Origin of the sequence: Bifidobacterium lemurum (assembly GCF_014898175.1) — a bacterium.
GTDB classification, from domain to species: Bacteria; Actinomycetota; Actinomycetes; order Actinomycetales; family Bifidobacteriaceae; genus Bifidobacterium; species Bifidobacterium lemurum.
Window position 1 is genome coordinate 2,574,049 of sequence record NZ_CP062948.1, and the last position, 17,363, is coordinate 2,591,411.

The window sequence follows — 17,363 nt, forward strand, 5'->3', positions numbered from 1 at the left end:
ATCACTCCTCGTCATTCGTTTGTTCGGCGACCGTTTCGTCGCCCGATTCCTCGTCATTGTCCTCGTCGGCCTCGACGTGCGCGGGCTCCGCCACGATGATCGACACCTTCTTGCGCCGGCCGGCCGAATCCACGGCGGTCAGGCGGATGCCGCGCGTCACCGCGGACGCGCCGACGATCGGCACCTGGCCGAGCAGTTTGGTGAGCAGTCCGTACACGGTGTCGACGTCGTCCTCGTCGATGTCGACCTCGAACAGTTCCTCCAGGTCGGCGATCGGCGTGCGGGCCGGCATCTGCCATTTGCTCTCGCCGATCTTCTCCGGTTCGGCGCGCTGCGTGCGGTCGTGCTCGTCCTCCAGTTCGCCGACGATCTGTTCGATGGCGTCCTCGATGGTCACCAGACCCGCGATGCCGCCGTATTCGTCGACGACGACGGCCACATGCTGCCGTCTGCGTTGCATCTGGTGGAAGAGGTCGTCTACGGGCTTGGATTCGGGCACCAGCATCGGCTCGCGGCAGATGGATTCCACATCACGGTCTTTGGCCGCGGGATTGAACGCGGTGGCGCGCACGGCGTCCTTGAGATAGGCCATGCCGACCAGGTCGTCCACGTCGCCGCCGATCACCGGCACGCGCGAGAATCCGGAACGGGAGCACAGTTTGAGCATCGACTCCAGCGTGCAGTCCCGTTCGATGCAGATCATGTCGGTGCGGGGCACCATGATCTCACGCGTCAGCGTATCGGAAAGCGAAAGCACGTTGCGCAGCATCTCCGAAACCTCGGGATCGAATTCGTTCGTCTCCATCAGACGGTCGATGGCGGCGCGCCCCTGCTCGAGTTGGATCTTCTCCAATTCCTCATCGTCGGACAGGCTTTGCCTGCGTTTGGAGGCGGCCTGCTCGCCGATGCGCGCGAACGGCGTGATGGCCGCGGCCACGGCGATTTTGCCGGCGTGCTTGAGCATGATGTCGGTCGGTTTCGAGGCGCCGGCCGACCGCGGACGCACCAGCACTGACACCACGGCCACGACCAGCGCGACCAGCAGACCGAGCAGCAGCTCCGCCCACAGCGGCGCGCCGTACAGCGAGGCGATGCAGGCGACGAGCACGCCGACGAGCACATTGCAGGCGATGCGCACGAAGGCGCAGCTTCCCGCCGTGGCGTATCGGTCCGCGATCAGTCGTTGGACTTTGTGGATGCGGTCGATCTTCTTCATCCGCGCGAACTGGCCGGACTCGCCGTCGGTCTGCACCTCGAGGATGAGATTGTTCAGGCTCGAGCGGGTGACGCGGGCCACCGCGCCCTCGGCGGCGGCCATGGCCAGCGACAGCCAGACGAACAGCGCCGCGACCAGCACGAGCGTGACGGTGAGGGTGATGAGGACGGTACTGGAATACTCCATCGGTGTGTGTTCCTTTGCGGAAAAGAATCGTTGTGTCTACTATGCGGATGACTGGTGGGTGAGGACGGATCAGTGGCCGAGCTGTCGGCCTCCGCCGTGTTCGGCGTCCCAAGCGGCGAGCAGATCGGGGGTGCCGGCCGGCAGCACCGCCTGCTGGATGCCCGCGGGGCGCGCCGCGAAGAAGGTGAGCAGCAGTTGGCGTTGCAGTCCGAACATCTGACGCTCCTGCTCCTCGCTCACATGGTCGTAGCCGAGCAGATGCAGGATGCCGTGGATGGTGAGCAGCATCATCTCCTGCATGGTGCTGTGGCCCGCGGCGGCGGCCTGTTGGGCGGCCACCCACGGGCAGATGATGATGTCGCCGAGAATGCCCTCCATCACGGTTTTGCCGTCGCCGGGCCGCAGTTCGTCCATCGGGAAGCTCATCACATCGGTGGGCCCCTCGAGATTCATCCACCGCATATGCAGTTCGGCGATCGGATCGGGGTCCACGAACATGATGGTCAGATCGGACTGCGTGCTCACACGCATCTGGTCGAGCACCCACAATCCCAAATCGGAGAACACTTTGGGATCGATGGTCCACGATGTCTCGTTGGTCACTTCCACGCTCATTGGCGAGTCTCCTTACCTTCGGCGTCCGCAGGCCGCGCGTCGTTTTCGCTTTCCCGTCGGTCCGCGTGCCGTGACGCCCGCGAGGCGTTCGCCTGCGCGCGATGGTCGCCGTCGATGGCCGCGTGACGCTCGTAGGCGGCGACGATCCGCCCCACCAAGCGGTGCCGGACCACATCGTCTGCGGCCATATGCACGAAGGCGATGTCGTCGATATCGCCAAGAATGCGTTCGATGCTCGCCAGACCGGAACGGGGCACGGTCAGATCCACCTGCGTGACGTCGCCGGTGATCACCATGGTGGTGTTGAATCCCAGACGCGTCAGGAACATCTTCATCTGCTGCTCGGTGGTGTTCTGCGCCTCGTCGAGGATCACGAACGCGTCGTTGAGCGTGCGGCCTCGCATGTAGGCGAGCGGAGCCACTTCGATGGTGCCGTCGTCCAGATAGCGTTTGAGCTGGTCGGCGCCCAGCATGTCGGACAGCGCGTCGTACAGGGGCCTCAGATACGGGTCCACCTTCTCGTTCAACGTGCCGGGCAGGAATCCCAGGCTTTCGCCCGCCTCCACCGCGGGTCTGGTCAGGATGATGCGGCGGACGCGCCGGTCCTGGAAGGCGCGCACGGCCTTGGCCACGGCCAGATAGGTCTTGCCGGTGCCGGCCGGTCCGATGCCGAAGGTCACCGTATGCGATTCGATCGCGTTCACGTAGGCGATCTGGCCCGCGGTTTTCGCGCGGACCGGCTGGCCGAGCGCGAAGGTGATCACGCCGGGCACCGTGGGCTTGCGGTATTGCGTCCGCTGCCGTGCGTCGAGCGCCGGGGACGGCGCGCCACCGTCGCGCTGCGCCGACTGCACGGCGAGCCGGGCCGGGGCGGCGCCACGGCCGGGGAACTCCTTGCGCACGTCGTTGCGCAGCACGCGCTGGTCGAGCATGCGCCGCACGGTGTCCGCGTCCATGGGCGCGGTGAACGCGGCCTGGATAATCGAATTGACGAGGTCCTCGGCCTGCGAGGCGTCGGATTCGGTGCGGCTTGACCGGGACATGATGGCGACGCGGTTGCCCCGCACGATGATCGTCAGTTCGGGGAACGCGCGTTCCACCTCGCGGATGACCTCGTCGACCGGTCCTAACACCGCGACCGGGTCGAGCTGCGGGGGAATCGTGATGGTGCGTGTTGTGGTGGCCACAACGTCCTTTCGTTACGTAAAAGTCTCTACGTGCTGGGATGAATCGGCTATTCGTCGAGCGTCTCGCCGGTCATCACGTGCGCGTGCACGTGGAACACGGTCTGCCCGGCGTCCGCGCCGGTGTTGAACACCAGACGGTAGTCGCCGTGGAAGGCGTCGTCGGCGATGCCCTGCGCCACCTCGACCATATGCGCCAGCCGCGCGGGGTCGCCCGCCGCCAGCTCGGCGACGTTCGCGTAATGCTTCTTGGGCACGACGAGCACATGCACCTTCGCCTTGGGGTTGATGTCGTTGAAGGCGTAGGTCGTCTCGTCCTCATAGACCTTGCCGCTGGGGATCTCCCCCGCGATGATCCTGCAGAACAGGCAGTCGTCACAATCGCTCATCATGCTCCTTGATTCGTCGTCGCCGGCCCCTCGGCCGTCGCTTTCTATGCTATTGCGTCGCGTGGAAATTTCGCGTTACGCAAGAATGAATTCCCGAAACGGTCAGGCGTATCGCCCCAACGCGCGGCTGAGCAGACTCAAGGCGACGGGCCCAGCGGTCGAAGCGCGAAGGATGTTGGAGCCCAGCACGCAGGAATGCGCGCCCGCTTTGACGAAGCCCTCCACCTCCGCCTCGCTGATGCCGCCCTCCGGACCGACCACCACATAGACGGTGCGGGGCTTGCCGTCGGACAGGCAGCGATCCTGCAGCTCCTCGACATGGCGCTCAACGCCGGCCCACGTGTCGGTGGCGTCCTGATGGAGCACCACGACCAGATCGCCGTGCACGCAGGCGCGCCGGCATATGGCCACGATCTGTTTGCTGGATGCGCACTCCTCCAGCGTCGGCATCCAGGAGCGGCGGGACTGTTCGGTGGCCGCCTGAAGCACCTGCGACCATTTGCGGTCGGTGCGGCCCGTCTTCCATTTGGCGATGGACCGGTCCGCCTGCCAGGGCACCACCGTATCCACGCCGATCTGCGTGGCCGTGTCGATCGCCTGCTCGTCGTGTCCGTTTTTCGCCAACGCCTGCACCAGGGCCAGTCGAGTCAGCGGCTGCGGTTCCAGCCCCATTTCGGTCACCTTCGCCACGCCCTCCTGCGCGTCGTCGAGCACGGCTTTCAGGCGTAATCCGCGTCCGTCGCTCAGCTGCAGGCTGTCCCCCACATCCAATCGCATCGCCTGGATGGCGTGGCGTCTGACGTGGGCGGGCAGGGTGAGCGTCCATCCGGCGCGCAGTTCGTCGGTGTTGACGGGCACGCCGTCGACGTCGGGATCGAAAAGAAACAAGGCATCGGTCATGGTCCCAAGGCTACACCGACACACGCGACACTCCGGAATTGCACGCTCGTAGTTTGGTGGTAGAGTATCTACTCGTTGTCCAAACGACACCTGCCCGGGTGGCGGAATGGTAGACGCGCTAGCTTGAGGTGCTAGTGCCTATTTTAACGGGCGTACGGGTTCAAGTCCCGTCTCGGGCACCAACGAAAACCCCTTGGAATCCAAGGGGTTTTCTTGTATCCACCTACCATACGAAAGGCCACGCATGCGGTTCATCACCTTGCAGACCATCGACGACGAACGCGTGTCCGCCTACGTGAACCTCACCGAAATGCAGCTGCGCAACCGGCTGGAACCGGCCAAAGGCCTGTTCATCGCCGAATCCCCCAAGGTGATCGACCGCGCGCTGGCCGCCGGGCGCGAACCGATATCGCTGTTGGTCGAGGAGCCTTGGATCGAAGGCATGGCCGAAACCTTCGCGCGCATCGACGCGCAATGGGGTCCCGACGTTCCCGTCTACGTCGCCAGTCCAGAACAGCTGCAGCGGCTGACCGGCTATCGGCTGCATCGCGGAGCGCTGTCGGCGATGCGCCGCTGGCCCTTGCCCTCCGTGGCCGAGGTGTGCCGCGACGCCCGCCGTGTCGCCGTGATGGAGAATATCGTCGATCCGACCAATGTGGGCGCGCTGATGCGTTCGGCCGCCGCGCTCGACATCGACGCCGTGCTGGTGACCCCGTCCTGCGGCGACCCGCTGTACCGGCGTGCGGCCCGCGTCTCCATGGGCACCGTGTTCCAAGTGCCGTGGACGCGCATCACCGGATACGAGCCGAGCGGTGCGGAGAACAAACGGTACTGGCCGTTTCTGGGAATCGACGAGCTCAAGTCGTTGGGCTTCACCACGGTGGCCATGGCGTTGGAGGACGACTCCCTGTCCATGGACGAACTGGTGGACCGCCTGCACTCCCCCGCGGATGCGCCGGGGCACATCGAACGCCTCGCGTTGATCTTCGGCACCGAAGGAGACGGCCTGTCGCGACACACCATCGCGCGCGCCGACCTGACCGTGAAAATCCCCATGAGCCACGACGTGGACAGCCTCAACGTGGCCGCCTCCAGCGCCGTGGCCTTCTACGCGACGCGAATTCGCTGAAATCTCCTGCGCCACGCCCACGCCTTACCTTGCGTGTCGGAAAAAATCTGCAATTATGGACAGTGCGAGTCATTGGCGACGAAGCCGGGGCTCAGTGAAAGTAGTTCGGTGTCGTAAGACGCTCCGGCAGTGACTAAAGAGAGGATGCAGCGATGGCGAAGAACAAGCAGAAGATCCTGTCCATCGTTCTGGCAGGCGGCGAAGGAACTCGCCTTATGCCGTTGACCCGAGACCGTGCGAAGCCGGCCGTGCCGTTCGGCGGCGCGTTCCGACTGATCGATTTCCCCCTAAGTAATCTGGTGAATTCGGATTACCGTCATATCATCGTGCTCACGCAGCACAAGTCCCATTCGCTCGACCGTCACATCTCGCAGATGTGGCGTTTCTCGTCGTTGCTGGGCAACTACGTCTCCCCCGTGCCGGCGCAGCAGCGCCTTGGCAAGCACTGGTATCTCGGCTCCGCGGACGCCATCTACCAGACGATCAACATCATCGAGGACGTGCAGCCCGACATCGTCGTCATCGTCGGCGCCGACCACGTGTACCGTATGGACTTCGGCCAGATGGTGCAGCAGCATATCGAATCCGGCGCCGAGTTCACCGTCGCGGGCATCCGCCAGCCGATCAACCAGTCGAACCAGTTCGGCGTGATCGACGTGGATCCCGAGCATCCCAATCAGATTAAAACCTTCCTGGAGAAGCCGGACACCTGCGCCGGTCTGCCGGACGATCCGAACTCCTTCCTCGCCTCGATGGGCAACTACGTGGCCAACACGGACGCCCTGTTCGACGCTCTTGCCAAGGACGAGAAGGCGACCGACACCAAGCATGATATGGGCGGCGACATCGCCCCCTACTTCGCCTCCCGCGGCGAGGCCGGCGTGTACGACTTCAACACGAACATCATCCCCGGATCCAACGAGAAGGACCATGCCTACTGGCGCGATGTGGGCACGCTCAAGCAGTTCTACGACGCGCATATGGATCTGATCTCCTATGTGCCGGAGTTCAACCTGTACAACCAGCAGTGGCCGATCTACACGAACACCGGCACGTTGCCGCCGGCCAAGTTCGTGCATGCGGGCCGCGACCGTCTCGGCCACGCCACCGATTCGATCGTCTCCCCCGGCGTGATCGTGTCCGGCGGCGAGGTGCACCACTCCGTGCTCTCTCCGAACGTGCACATCCACTCCTGGGCGCAGGTCGTCGATTCGATCCTGTTCGATGGCGTCACGATCAACCGTCGCGCGCGCGTCTACAAGGCGATCCTCGACAAGAACGTGGTGCTCACCGAGAACTCGACCGTCGGCATCGACACCGAGCATGATCTGGCCCGTGGCTTCACCGTCACGCCGGAAGGCATCACCGTCGTCCCGAAGGGCACCATCGTCGACGACTGATCGACCCGATCAAGAAACGCGATGAGGGCCTCGCACCACACCGGTGCGAGGCCCTCATCTTTTCGTCATCCTAAGAGCCTTTCACATCCTGACCGGAGCCTCCCCTACATCATCCTGAGCGGAGCCCGTAAGGCGAGGCGTAAGGATCGCTCAGCCGGACATCGTTAAGAGATCCTTCGACTCCGCTGCGCTTCGCTCAGGATGACAGAAAGAGGCCACTCCGCTCAGGATGACTGGAACTTAGTATTTCGGCAGGTTGTCGAAGTTGAAGCCGAGGGCGGCGAGCTGTTCGCGGCCCTCCGGAGTGATTTTCTCCATGGTCCAACGCGGCTGCCAGGTCCAGTCGATGCGGAACTCCTCCACAAGCCCGGCCAGCGTGCTCGCGCACTCGTCCTCGATCAGGTCGGTGAGGGGGCACGCGGGAGTGGTCAGCGTCATGGTGATGATGGCGCGGCCAAGCTCGTCGATCTCGATGCCGTACACCAATCCCAGGTCGATCACGTCGATGCCGAGCTCGGGGTCGATCACCTGATGCAACGCCTCACGCACGTCGGCCGCGGTGGCGCGTCCGATCTCATCGACGAATTTCAGCGGGATTTCGTCGTCGCCGTTCCCATCGGAGCAGCCGCACTGCTCACCTTCGCCGCAACCGCAGTTTCCATCGTCGCCCTCGACGGGCTGCGGACGTCCGTTCGGGAAGCCCTTGGCGAGGGCCGGATTCGCCATCACACGGCGCGCGGCGTTCTCGTCCTGCAGAACGCCGTTGACGGCGTCGAACACGGAGGCGGAGGGTTCGGGAACCAGATTGTCGCTCATTGCTACTCCATCATTAAAAGAACATGCTGCTACACAGCATAATCGTCATCTGCGGTGTTTGTCACCACCGTCACGCCGTTTTCATCCGGCGGCGCAGAGCCGCATCGTATGGGTCCCTTCCGGAATCCCTCGATGGCGGCGCTCCGTCAGGCTTTGGCGGCGAGGGCTTTGGCCACCGCGTCCTTCATACCCTCCCAGCCGAGCAGCGCGCATTTGATGCGCATCGGATATTTGGATACGCCTTGGAATACGACGGCATCCTCCAAAGACTCCTCGAGCGCCTCGTCGTCCAGTCCGGCGCCGCGCGACTCCATCAGCTTGCGGAAGGCGACGGCGAGAGCCATCGCCTCTTCCACGGTTTTGCCGTCGACCAGATCGACCATGATGGACAGACTCGCCTGCGAAATCGAGCAGCCCTGCCCATCCCACACCAACCGTTCGATGGTGTGGGGTTCGGTGTCGGAAACCTCCACATGCACGGTCGCCTCGTCGCCGCAGGTCGGATTGAACTGGTGGGATTCGCCGGGAGTGCAGTATTCATGCCCCGCACGCACGATGGCCTCACCACCGGACGCCCCCTCCTCCTTGGTCAGGTCGCGGGCGAAACGCTCCTTGCCATGCGGGTCGCGCGCGGCCTCCATAATGACCTGCTGGTACATCTGCTCCAGCTCGTCGCCGCTCATGCCAAAATCACTCATAGTTCTCCAATCTACCGCCATCCGCGCCCAACCAGACAGCGTCTTCACGTTCGTGGGCAGGCGAAGCGAAAGCCAGTCCGTATATCGTATGCCGTACGCATACGGGTGATCGTCACCCGCGTCATGCGGCTCGCGGTCACGCGCCGAAGAACGCGCGCACCTTGCCCAACGCCTCGACCAGAGCGCGCGCGCCCTCCACGCTGTTGTACACGCCGCTGGATGCGCGGTTCGACGCGTAGATGCCGAAATGGCGGTGCACGGGTTGCGCGCAGTGGTGTCCCACGCGGATGGCGATGCCTTGTGCATCGATGAATTGGCCCACATCATGCGGATGCACACCGGCGACGTCGAACGCGACGGTGCCGATGCGGCCGGCATTCTCACGGGGACCGAGAACACGAACGCCGTCGATGTCGCCGATCTTCAGCAATTCGGCCGCGATTTGACGCTCATGCGCCTCGATGTTCCCCAAGCCGATGTCCATCATCCAATCGGCGGCCACGCCGGCTGCCACGACCTGCGCCACCGGCTGGGTTCCGGCCTCGAAACGGGCGGGCGGCACCATGTATTGGGCCGGCTGGTCCATCCACGCGAGTTCCACCATCGAACCGCCGAAATTGGCCGGAGGCAGCGCCTCCAACAGTTCACGCTTGCCGTAGAGGAATCCCACACCGGTAGGGCCGTACATCTTATGCGCGCTCCACGCGGCGAAATCCACGTCCAACGCATGGAAATCCACGGCCAGATGAGGAACTGACTGGCAGGCGTCGAGCACGAACACCGCGCCCACCTCATGCGCGCGGGACACCAGCGGCGCAATATCGGTGATGGCGCCGGTCACATTCGCCACATGGGTGACGGCGACCACTTTCGTGCGTTCGGTGATGACCTCGCGGGCCTCATCGACGCGCACGCGTCCCTCGTCGTCCAAATCCAACCATTTGAAGGTCGCGCCGGTGCGGGCCGCCAGCTCCTGGAAAGGCAGCAGCACCGAATGATGCTCGGCTTTCGAGACGACGATCTCATCGCCGGGTTTCAATGCGAAACGGGCGGCCGCCGCTCCCCCACGGCCCAGACTCGCGTTGCCGAACGCAGTGGCCAACAGGTTGAGACCAGCCGTGGCGCCGGAGGTTACCACGACCTCCTCTTCGCCCTCCGCCGCGTTCGCGCCGACCAGACGGGCCACTTTGGAGCGCGCGTCCTCGAAGGCCATGGTGCTGCGGGCCGCAAGCTCATGCGCCCCGCGATGCACGCCGGCGTTGATGGTGCGGTAGAACTCGCTCTCCGCGTCAATCACGCACTGCGGCTTCTGGGCGGTCGCGGCGGAATCCAGATATACCAGCGGACGCCCGTGCACCTGCTGGTCCAGAATCGGAAACTCAGCCCGCACCTTATCGAAATCAATCATCTCGCCTATTCCTCTTTCGTAAGTTGCGTACGTAACGAGCGGGGAGCTGGGATGTTCTGTTCTCGACCGTAAAGACTTGGCCTGAGCGGCCCGGAGCGTGTCGTGAATAGAACATCCCAGCTCCCCGCGGCCCATGCTGGAACTTTAGAGCACAATCCAGAGCAGATGAAAACAGAGCCACTCCAGGCCCCCGCGGCCCACGCTGGAACTTTGGTCCTTACGCCAGCGCGGACTCGGAATCGGATCCGGCGGGCAGGTACTGGTCGTAGCCCTGCTCTTCGAGTTCGTCCGCCAGCTCCGGGCCGCCGGTCTTCACGAAGTGTCCGTCAGAGAAGACGTGCACGATGTCGGGCTTGATGTACTTCAGAATGCGCGTGTAGTGCGTGACCATGAGGATGCCGAAGTTGTTGGCCTCCTTGGCACGGTTCACGCCTTCGGAGACGACGCGCAGCGCGTCCACGTCCAGACCGGAGTCGGTTTCGTCGAGGATGGCGAACTTCGGGCGCAGCAGTTCGAGCTGCAGCACTTCGGCGCGCTTCTTCTCGCCACCGGAGAAGCCCTCGTTCACGGAACGGGTCGCGAACTTCGGATCCATCTTGAGGCGCTTCATCGACTCGGTGAGCTCCTTGGTCCACGTGCGGATGGCGGGCGCCTTGCCGTCGATCTCCGTTTTCGCGGTGCGCAGGAAGTTCGTCATCGACACGCCCGGCACTTCGACCGGATACTGCATGGCCAGGAACAGGCCGGCTTTGGCGCGCTCGTCCGGGGTCATCTTGAGCACATCCTCGCCGTCGAGCAGCACTTGGCCGGAGTCGACGATGTACTTGGGGTGTCCGGCCAGCGTGTAGGCCAGCGTGGACTTGCCGGAGCCGTTGGGGCCCATGATGGCGTGGGTCTCGCCCGAGTTGACGGTCAGGCTCGCGCCTTTGAGGATCTGCTTGATGCCGTCCTTGGTTTCGACGTGGGCGACGAGGTCTTTGATTTCCAGGGTTGCCATTGGTGTTCTCCTAAAACTGGTAGCGGCTTACTGCTCTTCGAAGGCCTTCGCGAGTTCCGCGTTCTCGCCGCGGGACAGGCGTCGGTCGATGACGGTCATGAGATGCTCGGAGATGGCGGGCACGCCGATCTCGTCGACGAGTTCGCCGAAGAAGCCGCGCACCACGAGTTTGCGGGCTTCGATTTCAGGGATGCCGCGCGACTGCAGGTAGAACAGCTCCTCATCGTCGAAGCGGCCCACCGACGAGGCATGGCCCGCGCCGACGATGTTGCCGTTCTCGATCTCCAGATTCGGCTCGGAGTCGGCGATCGCGCCCGGGGTGAGCACGAGGTTGCGGTTCAGCTCGTATGAGTCCGTGCCGGGGGCGGTCGGTTCGATCAGCGCGTTGCCCACCCATGTGGAGTGCGCGTCCTTGCCGTCGAGCGCTCCCTTGTAGACCACGCGGGATTTGCATTCGGGATGGTTGTGCACCACCATCGTGCGGTGTTCGATATGCTCGCCCGGATCGACGAAGTAGATGCCGAGCATGTTGAGCTCGCCCTGCTCTCCGCCGAAGTCCTGATCCATGCGGATGCGCACCACGTCGCCGCCGAGGGTGACGACGGAGTGGCGCAGGCTCGCGCCCTTGCCCACATGCAGGCGATGATTGCCCACATGCTTGGAACCGTGCGCCCATTCCTGGATGAACGTGGCGGAGATGTGGCTGTCCTGTCCGGTGACGATCTCCACGCCTTCGGCCAAGCGCGCTTCGCCGTCGTGTTCGACGACCACGTCGGCATGCGTGTTGGGGGCGGCCGCGATCACCAGATGCAGGGCGTCGAGCGTCTGGCCCGCGCCGTGCACCCGCACGAGCACCGGCTGGTCGAGTTCGCCGTTCAGTTCGATGATGGTGGCGGTGGCGCCGGAGTTCCATTCCACGGCGGCCACGCGGTCGCTGGGCTTGGAGACGGTGCCGGAGGGCGCTTCGCCGAGCTTGCGCTGGGCGATGGTGACGTGGTTTCCGGGAACCGGGGAGCCGTCCACCATGCCGATTTCCACCACGGTCTGGCCGGATGGTTCGAACACGTCGAAGAACTCCTCGATGCGTTCGATCGGAGTGTAGCGCCAATCCTCCTGGTCGCGCGAGGGCGCGGCGAAATCCGCCACGTCGAAGGAGCGTGGATTGCGGTCGGCGCTCGACGGCATGGCCGCCGGAGTCGCATACGGATCGTTCGGATCCGCGACGGGGATGTTGATTTCCTTCTCGGCCATGCTCAGCCCACCGATCCTTCCATCTGCAGTTCCACCAGTCGATTGAGTTCGAGCGCGTATTCCATCGGCAGCTCGCGGCTGATCGGCTCGACGAAGCCGCGCACGATCATGCCCATCGCCTCGTCCTCGTTGAGGCCGCGGCTCATCAGATAGAACAGCTGGTCTTCGGAGACCTTGGAGACGGTCGCCTCATGGGCCATGGACACGTCGTCCTCGCGCACATCCACATGCGGGTAGGTGTCGGAGCGGGAGTAGTCGTCCACCAGCAACGCGTCGCACACGGTGGAGTTCGACGAGCCTTCGGCACCGTCGACGATTTTGACCAGGCCGCGGTAGGCGGAACGTCCGCCGCCGCGGGAGATCGACTTGGCGACGATCGTGGAGCTGGTGTGCGGAGCGAGATGGATCATCTTCGCGCCCGTATCCTGATACTGGCCTTTGCCGGCGAAGCCGAGCGACATGGTCTCAGCCTTCGCATACGGTTCGGCGAGCACGCAGGCCGGGTATTTCATCGTGGCCTTGGAACCGATGTTGCCGTCCACCCATTCCATCGTGCCGTGCGCGCGCACGTAGGCGCGCTGGGTCACGAGATTGTAGACGTTGTTCGACCAGTTCTGCACGGTGGTGTAACGCACGCGGGCGTGCGGCTCCACGAAAATCTCCACCACGCCGGAGTGCAGCGAATCGGTGGAGTAGATCGGAGCGGTGCAGCCCTCCACGTAATGCACGTAGGAGCCTTCGTCCGCGATGATCAGCGTGCGTTCGAACTGGCCCATATTCGGGGTGTTGATGCGGAAGTACGCCTGCAACGGGATGTCCACATGCACGCCCTTGGGCACGTAGACGAACGAGCCGCCCGACCATGCCGCAGTGTTGAGCGCGGAGAACTTATTGTCGTTGCTGGGAATGCACTTGCCGAAGTACTTCTGTACGATCTCGGGATATTCGCGCACCGCAGTGTCGGTGTCCACGAAGATCACGCCCTGCTTTTTCAGGTCGTCCTGAATGGAATGGTAAATCATCTCGGACTCGTACTGCGCGGCCACGCCGGAGATCAGACGGCTTTTCTCCGCCTCCGGAATGCCGAGCCTGTCGTAGGTGTCGCGGATTTCGTCGGGCACTTCCTCCCAAGAGGCGGCCTGCTTGTCCATCGGCTTGACGTAGTACTTGAAGTCGTCCGCGTCGAAATCCTTCAAATCGACGCCCCACAGGGGCATCGGGCGGTTCACGAAGTCGCGGTAGCCTTCGAGACGTTTCTCGAGCATCCACTCGGGCTCGCCTTTGTCAGCGCTGATCTCACGCACCACCTGCTCGCTGATGCCCTTTTTCGCGGCCTCGCCGGCGGCGTCGGAATCATGCCAGCCGTAGAGGTATTCGCCGAACTGCGAGATGATCTCGTCATCCTGCCTGATCTTGTCCTCGTTGACGCGGCCTCGATCAGCCACATACTGGCTCATCTCCACGTCTGACGCGGCGCCAGGGGCTTGTTGCTCGCTCATGTGCCCGCCTCCTTACATTTCTTGATTTCGTCTTACGCCAACGTAACAGAACTCGGCGAGCAATACTAGTATCCGCACCGGATGTCGGCCGACCGCGAACGTGATATGAAACACACCTGAACGGGTCTACAGCCAGTGGTGGCGGACGCTTATGACAAAGCGGCTTCCCGTATGCGGAAAGCCGCTTTGCGTGACTGTCGAATCGGCTGGTGCGGCTCGTCAGACCTGCACGTGCACGGTGGTGCCCATCACGCACCAGTTGTAGAACCATTCGGCTTGGTCCCAGCCGATGCCCACGCAGCCGTGGGAGGTGTTGCCCATCGCCGCCACCGCCGCGTCGCTGACGTAGCCGGACGTGGCGATGCGGTGGATGGCGCAGCCGCTGCGGGAGAAGTAGTTCACGAATCCGACGCCCTTGACGTCCCATTGGGAGGTGGAGCCATCGGACAGGGTGAGGTTGCCGCTCATATCCTGCGATTCGTACTTCAGCCAGATGGTGAAGTCTCCGGTGGGAGTGCACAGGTCTCCGCCGCTGACGCATTCGCCGGTAGTGCGGCTGTTGCCTTGACCGGCGGACATGCTCATCGTACGGATCAGCTGGTCGTTCTCGTAGGCGTAGACCTTGTTGTCGGACAGATCGACCACCACGTGACGTTTGGTGGTTTTCGTCTGCATCGGATCGACGGTGCCCTCGACGCTTACGGAGCCGCCGCCATTGGCCAGCGCTTCGACGAGCTGCGGACCGATGTTCGTATCGGCGCCGTCCGCCACGGTGACACCGTCATGGCCTTCGGTGACCACTTCGAGCTCTTCGCCGTTGTTGTTGACGACGACTTCGCGATCCTCACGCCCGGTCTGCAGATTCGTCTTGATGGAGTTGTTGTAGTACTCCTGCATCTTGTCGGCGTTGAACACCACATAGCCGTTGCGGGTTTCATTATCCGCCAGCTTGGCCTGTTCGTTCGCGTTGATCGTCATGGAGGCCGCGAGGGCGGGGGCGTCGATCGTGGCGATGGTATGGTCGTTCACCTTGATCTCCACGGGATTGCTCACCAATCCGTCAAGTGTGGCCTTCGCCTCGTTCGCGATGGTGTCGGTGACCGCGGGCTCGGTATCCTTCAGTTCGATGGTCACCGTCTGCGGCTGGACATCGCCCAGAGACTCGACCGCGGCGATGCCTTGCTCAGCCACCGCCTGCGCGTCCGCGCCCTTGCCGAGCTGCATCGGCACCACGTCGAAGCCGTTGCCATCCGCGTTCAGGGTCACTTGGGCGTCCACCGGCGTCACTTCGGCCGTACCCAAAGCCTCGTCGATCACGGAGCCGTCCGCGACGGACAGTGAGATGTCGGGCTCGATGTTCTCCTGTTCGTTCGGCAGATAGCGCTTCCACCATGCGCCGTCGCGCTTGGCGTTCACTACCTGATCGGCGATCTCTTCGGAATCGATGTCGTAGCCGAGTTCCTTCAACGTGAAGGAAGCGGTTTCGCCGTTGTATTCCACCGGCACGGCGGTGTTGTTCACCTGATCGTCGATGGCGTTGATGATCTGCTGCCTGGATTTGCCCACCATCGAATTGCCCCACAGGCTCACGCCCGGCAGCGCATGGGATTCGAAGAACCACCAGCCGCCGGCGGTGGCAGCGCCCAGCACGAGCACGACGGCCAGCACGATCCACGGCCAAATCAGACGCTTCTTCTTCACCTTGACCTTGCCCAACGCGTCCATGTTGTCATCCATCGGATCGATGACCGCGGTAAACGGAGACTCGGACACGGGACGAATCACCTCGGTCTCGTCTCCGACGTTCCACAGCAGCTCAGGCGTCGTATCTGAGCGATTCGGGTCCACTGACTCATCAGCCATTGTCGTTCCTTCTTTGAAACCCTTGTTTCTCGCACAACGAGCGCCGTTTATGCCGCGGCGCTCACCGTGAGCCAATATAGCAGCAAGCCCCGTCACCGAACGGGGCTTGTCCTGCGTGCGTCACAGGGCGCGATCAGCGGCCCTGCTGGTGGTCCAGCGCGGCCTTGACCAAGCCAGCGAACAGCGGATGTGGCTTGGTCGGACGGGACTTGAACTCGGGATGCGCCTGCGTGGAGACATAGAACGGATGCACCTCACGCGGCAGTTCCACGAACTCGGTGAGTTCGCCGTCCGGGCTTTGGCCGGAGATCCTCAGGCCGGCCTCGCGCAGGGCGTCCTTGTAGGCCACGTTCACCTCGTAGCGGTGGCGATGGCGTTCGGTCACATGCGTGGTGCCGTAGAGTTCGGCGACCAGCGAGCCCTCCTCCAATTCGGCCGGGTAGGATCCCAGTCGCATGGTGTGGCCCATATCACCCTTACCGGCGACGATATCCTTCTGCTCCTCCATCGTGGCGATGACGGGCGTGGCGCAATCGGGCTCGAATTCGGTGGAGTTCGCGTCGTCAAGACCGACCATGTCGCGGGCATATTCGATGACCATGGACTGCAGACCGAGGCACAGGCCGAGGGCGGGCAGCTTGTTCTCACGGGCGAACCTGAACGCGCCGATCTTGCCGTCGATGCCGCGGATGCCGAAGCCGCCGGGCACGACGATGCCGTCGACCTGGTCGAGCGCGGCGGCCGCGCCCTCCTCGGTCTCGCACTTGTCGGCCGCGACCCACTTGACGTTCACCTTCGCGTAATTGGCGAAACCGCCGGCCTTGATGGCCTCGGTGACGGACAGGTAGGCGTCCGGCAGGTCGATGTACTTGCCGACGATGGCGATGTTCACCTCATGCTTGGGATGGTGCACACGCTCCAGCAGATCGGACCATTCATCCCAATCCACGTCATGGAAGGGCAGACCGAGCTCGCGCACCACGTAGGCGTCGAGGCCTTCGTCGAAGAGGATCTTCGGCACGTCGTAGATGCTCGGAGCGTCCACGCAGTTGACCACGCCTTCGGCGTCCACATCGCACATCAGGGAGATCTTGTCCTTGACGGATTCGTTGAGAGGACGGTCGCTTCGCAGCACGAGCGCGTCGGGCGTGATGCCCAGCTGGCGCAGCATCATCACGGAATGCTGGGTGGGCTTGGTTTTCAGCTCGTGTGCGGCGGAGATGTACGGCACCAACGAGACGTGCACGAACATGCAGTTCTCGGAGCCGAGGTCGCGGCGCACCTCGCGCGCGGCCTCGAGGAAAGGCTGGGATTCGATGTCTCCGACGGTGCCGCCGATTTCGGTGATGATCACGTCCACGTCGTCGCTCGCTTGGGCGCGCATGCGGGACTTGATTTCGTTGGTGATGTGCGGGATGACCTGCACGCACTGGCCGAGGTACTCACCGGCGCGTTCCTTGCGCAGCACCTCCTGGTAGATCTGACCGGTGGTGACGTTCGCCTTCTGGCTCAGATAGACGTCGAGGAATCGCTCGTAGTGGCCGATGTCGAGATCGGTTTCGGCGCCGTCCTCGGTCACGTAGACCTCGCCATGTTGGAACGGGTTCATCGTGCCCGGATCCACATTGATGTAGGGATCGAGCTTCTGCTGCAGCACATGGATGCCACGGGAGCGCAGCAGGCGGCCGAGGGACGATGCCGTCAGGCCTTTGCCGAGGGATGAGACCACACCGCCGGTGACGAAAATATGCTTGGTGATGTGTTCGGAGGAATTGCCATGTTGTCTTCTAACCATGGAATTTCATCCTATCA

General features: G+C 63.4%; 15 protein-coding genes and 1 tRNA gene. 3 read left to right on the top strand and 13 right to left on the bottom strand.

Features of this window, described 5'->3' with window-relative positions; all coding sequences use genetic code 11:
- Position 1 precedes the first annotated feature (1 nt).
- The 5 genes from BL8807_RS10220 to BL8807_RS10240 form a co-directional block, all read right to left on the bottom strand.
- Positions 2-1,402 carry a hemolysin family protein gene (locus tag BL8807_RS10220; RefSeq protein WP_072726680.1) on the bottom strand — a complete coding sequence of 467 codons (1,401 nt, stop codon included), beginning with the start codon at positions 1,400-1,402 and terminating at the stop codon, positions 2-4.
- Positions 1,403-1,471: 69 nt separating this feature from the next.
- Positions 1,472-2,017, bottom strand: a complete 546-nt coding sequence (gene ybeY, locus BL8807_RS10225) for an rRNA maturation RNase YbeY (protein WP_072726681.1) — start codon at positions 2,015-2,017, stop codon at positions 1,472-1,474.
- Positions 2,014-3,204, bottom strand: coding sequence for a PhoH family protein (locus tag BL8807_RS10230; RefSeq protein ID WP_072726682.1), 1,191 nt, complete (start codon positions 3,202-3,204; stop codon positions 2,014-2,016). The genes ybeY and BL8807_RS10230 overlap by 4 nt, the downstream gene beginning before the upstream one ends.
- A 47-nt stretch (positions 3,205-3,251) precedes the next feature.
- Positions 3,252-3,590, bottom strand: coding sequence for a histidine triad nucleotide-binding protein (locus BL8807_RS10235; RefSeq protein WP_072726683.1), 339 nt, complete (start codon positions 3,588-3,590; stop codon positions 3,252-3,254).
- Positions 3,591-3,692: 102 nt separating this feature from the next.
- Complete coding sequence (locus tag BL8807_RS10240; RefSeq protein ID WP_072726684.1) at positions 3,693-4,490, bottom strand: 16S rRNA (uracil(1498)-N(3))-methyltransferase; 798 nt, start codon at positions 4,488-4,490, stop codon at positions 3,693-3,695.
- A 92-nt stretch (positions 4,491-4,582) separates the two neighbouring features.
- Between BL8807_RS10240 and BL8807_RS10245 the strand changes: the two genes are divergently transcribed.
- From BL8807_RS10245 to glgC, 3 genes are all read left to right on the top strand, one after another.
- Positions 4,583-4,672: transfer RNA gene (locus tag BL8807_RS10245), tRNA-Leu, on the top strand.
- Positions 4,673-4,734: 62 nt separating this feature from the next.
- Positions 4,735-5,619, top strand: coding sequence for a TrmH family RNA methyltransferase (locus tag BL8807_RS10250; RefSeq protein ID WP_072726685.1), 885 nt, complete (start codon positions 4,735-4,737; stop codon positions 5,617-5,619).
- Positions 5,620-5,771: 152 nt separating this feature from the next.
- Positions 5,772-7,019 carry a glucose-1-phosphate adenylyltransferase gene (glgC, locus tag BL8807_RS10255; RefSeq protein WP_072726686.1) on the top strand — a complete coding sequence of 416 codons (1,248 nt, stop codon included), beginning with the start codon at positions 5,772-5,774 and terminating at the stop codon, positions 7,017-7,019.
- Between the two features lie 240 nt (positions 7,020-7,259).
- Here the strand turns inward: glgC and BL8807_RS10260 are convergent, their stop codons facing one another.
- From BL8807_RS10260 to BL8807_RS10295, 8 genes are all read right to left on the bottom strand, one after another.
- Entirely contained in the window at positions 7,260-7,835 is a 576-nt protein-coding gene (locus tag BL8807_RS10260) for a metal-sulfur cluster assembly factor (RefSeq protein ID WP_072726687.1), read from the bottom strand.
- 146 nt (positions 7,836-7,981) lie between these two features.
- The gene (sufU, locus tag BL8807_RS10265) at positions 7,982-8,533 is read right to left on the bottom strand and encodes a Fe-S cluster assembly sulfur transfer protein SufU (protein WP_072726688.1); all 552 of its coding nucleotides are present in this window, start codon (positions 8,531-8,533) and stop codon (positions 7,982-7,984) included.
- Positions 8,534-8,669: 136 nt separating this feature from the next.
- On the bottom strand, positions 8,670-9,941 hold the full coding sequence (locus BL8807_RS10270) for a SufS family cysteine desulfurase (RefSeq protein ID WP_072726689.1): 1,272 nt from the start codon (positions 9,939-9,941) through the stop codon (positions 8,670-8,672).
- A gap of 217 nt (positions 9,942-10,158) precedes the next feature.
- Positions 10,159-10,938 (bottom strand): Fe-S cluster assembly ATPase SufC, encoded by a 780-nt coding sequence (gene sufC, locus BL8807_RS10275; protein ID WP_072726690.1) that lies wholly within the window; start codon positions 10,936-10,938, stop codon positions 10,159-10,161.
- A 27-nt stretch (positions 10,939-10,965) separates the two neighbouring features.
- Positions 10,966-12,189 (bottom strand): Fe-S cluster assembly protein SufD, encoded by a 1,224-nt coding sequence (gene sufD, locus BL8807_RS10280; RefSeq protein WP_072726691.1) that lies wholly within the window; start codon positions 12,187-12,189, stop codon positions 10,966-10,968.
- Positions 12,190-12,191: 2 nt separating this feature from the next.
- Positions 12,192-13,688 (bottom strand): Fe-S cluster assembly protein SufB, encoded by a 1,497-nt coding sequence (gene sufB / locus BL8807_RS10285; RefSeq protein ID WP_072726692.1) that lies wholly within the window; start codon positions 13,686-13,688, stop codon positions 12,192-12,194.
- Between the two features lie 219 nt (positions 13,689-13,907).
- The gene (locus BL8807_RS10290) at positions 13,908-15,551 is read right to left on the bottom strand and encodes a L,D-transpeptidase family protein (RefSeq protein ID WP_072726693.1); all 1,644 of its coding nucleotides are present in this window, start codon (positions 15,549-15,551) and stop codon (positions 13,908-13,910) included.
- Between the two features lie 133 nt (positions 15,552-15,684).
- Complete coding sequence (locus BL8807_RS10295; protein ID WP_072726694.1) at positions 15,685-17,346, bottom strand: CTP synthase; 1,662 nt, start codon at positions 17,344-17,346, stop codon at positions 15,685-15,687.
- Positions 17,347-17,363 lie beyond the last annotated feature (17 nt).

Coding starts and splice junctions, on each gene's coding strand:
- BL8807_RS10220 (WP_072726680.1), bottom strand. CDS start 1,402: ATGGAGTATTCCAGTACCGTCCTCATCACCCTCACCGTCACGCTCGTG.
- ybeY (WP_072726681.1), bottom strand. CDS start 2,017: ATGAGCGTGGAAGTGACCAACGAGACATCGTGGACCATCGATCCCAAA.
- BL8807_RS10235 (WP_072726683.1), bottom strand. CDS start 3,590: ATGAGCGATTGTGACGACTGCCTGTTCTGCAGGATCATCGCGGGGGAG.
- BL8807_RS10240 (WP_072726684.1), bottom strand. CDS start 4,490: ATGACCGATGCCTTGTTTCTTTTCGATCCCGACGTCGACGGCGTGCCC.
- BL8807_RS10250 (WP_072726685.1), top strand. CDS start 4,735: ATGCGGTTCATCACCTTGCAGACCATCGACGACGAACGCGTGTCCGCC.
- glgC (WP_072726686.1), top strand. CDS start 5,772: ATGGCGAAGAACAAGCAGAAGATCCTGTCCATCGTTCTGGCAGGCGGC.
- BL8807_RS10260 (WP_072726687.1), bottom strand. CDS start 7,835: ATGAGCGACAATCTGGTTCCCGAACCCTCCGCCTCCGTGTTCGACGCC.
- sufU (WP_072726688.1), bottom strand. CDS start 8,533: ATGAGTGATTTTGGCATGAGCGGCGACGAGCTGGAGCAGATGTACCAG.
- BL8807_RS10270 (WP_072726689.1), bottom strand. CDS start 9,941: ATGATTGATTTCGATAAGGTGCGGGCTGAGTTTCCGATTCTGGACCAG.
- sufC (WP_072726690.1), bottom strand. CDS start 10,938: ATGGCAACCCTGGAAATCAAAGACCTCGTCGCCCACGTCGAAACCAAG.
- sufD (WP_072726691.1), bottom strand. CDS start 12,189: ATGGCCGAGAAGGAAATCAACATCCCCGTCGCGGATCCGAACGATCCG.
- sufB (WP_072726692.1), bottom strand. CDS start 13,688: ATGAGCGAGCAACAAGCCCCTGGCGCCGCGTCAGACGTGGAGATGAGC.
- BL8807_RS10290 (WP_072726693.1), bottom strand. CDS start 15,551: ATGGCTGATGAGTCAGTGGACCCGAATCGCTCAGATACGACGCCTGAG.
- BL8807_RS10295 (WP_072726694.1), bottom strand. CDS start 17,346: ATGGTTAGAAGACAACATGGCAATTCCTCCGAACACATCACCAAGCAT.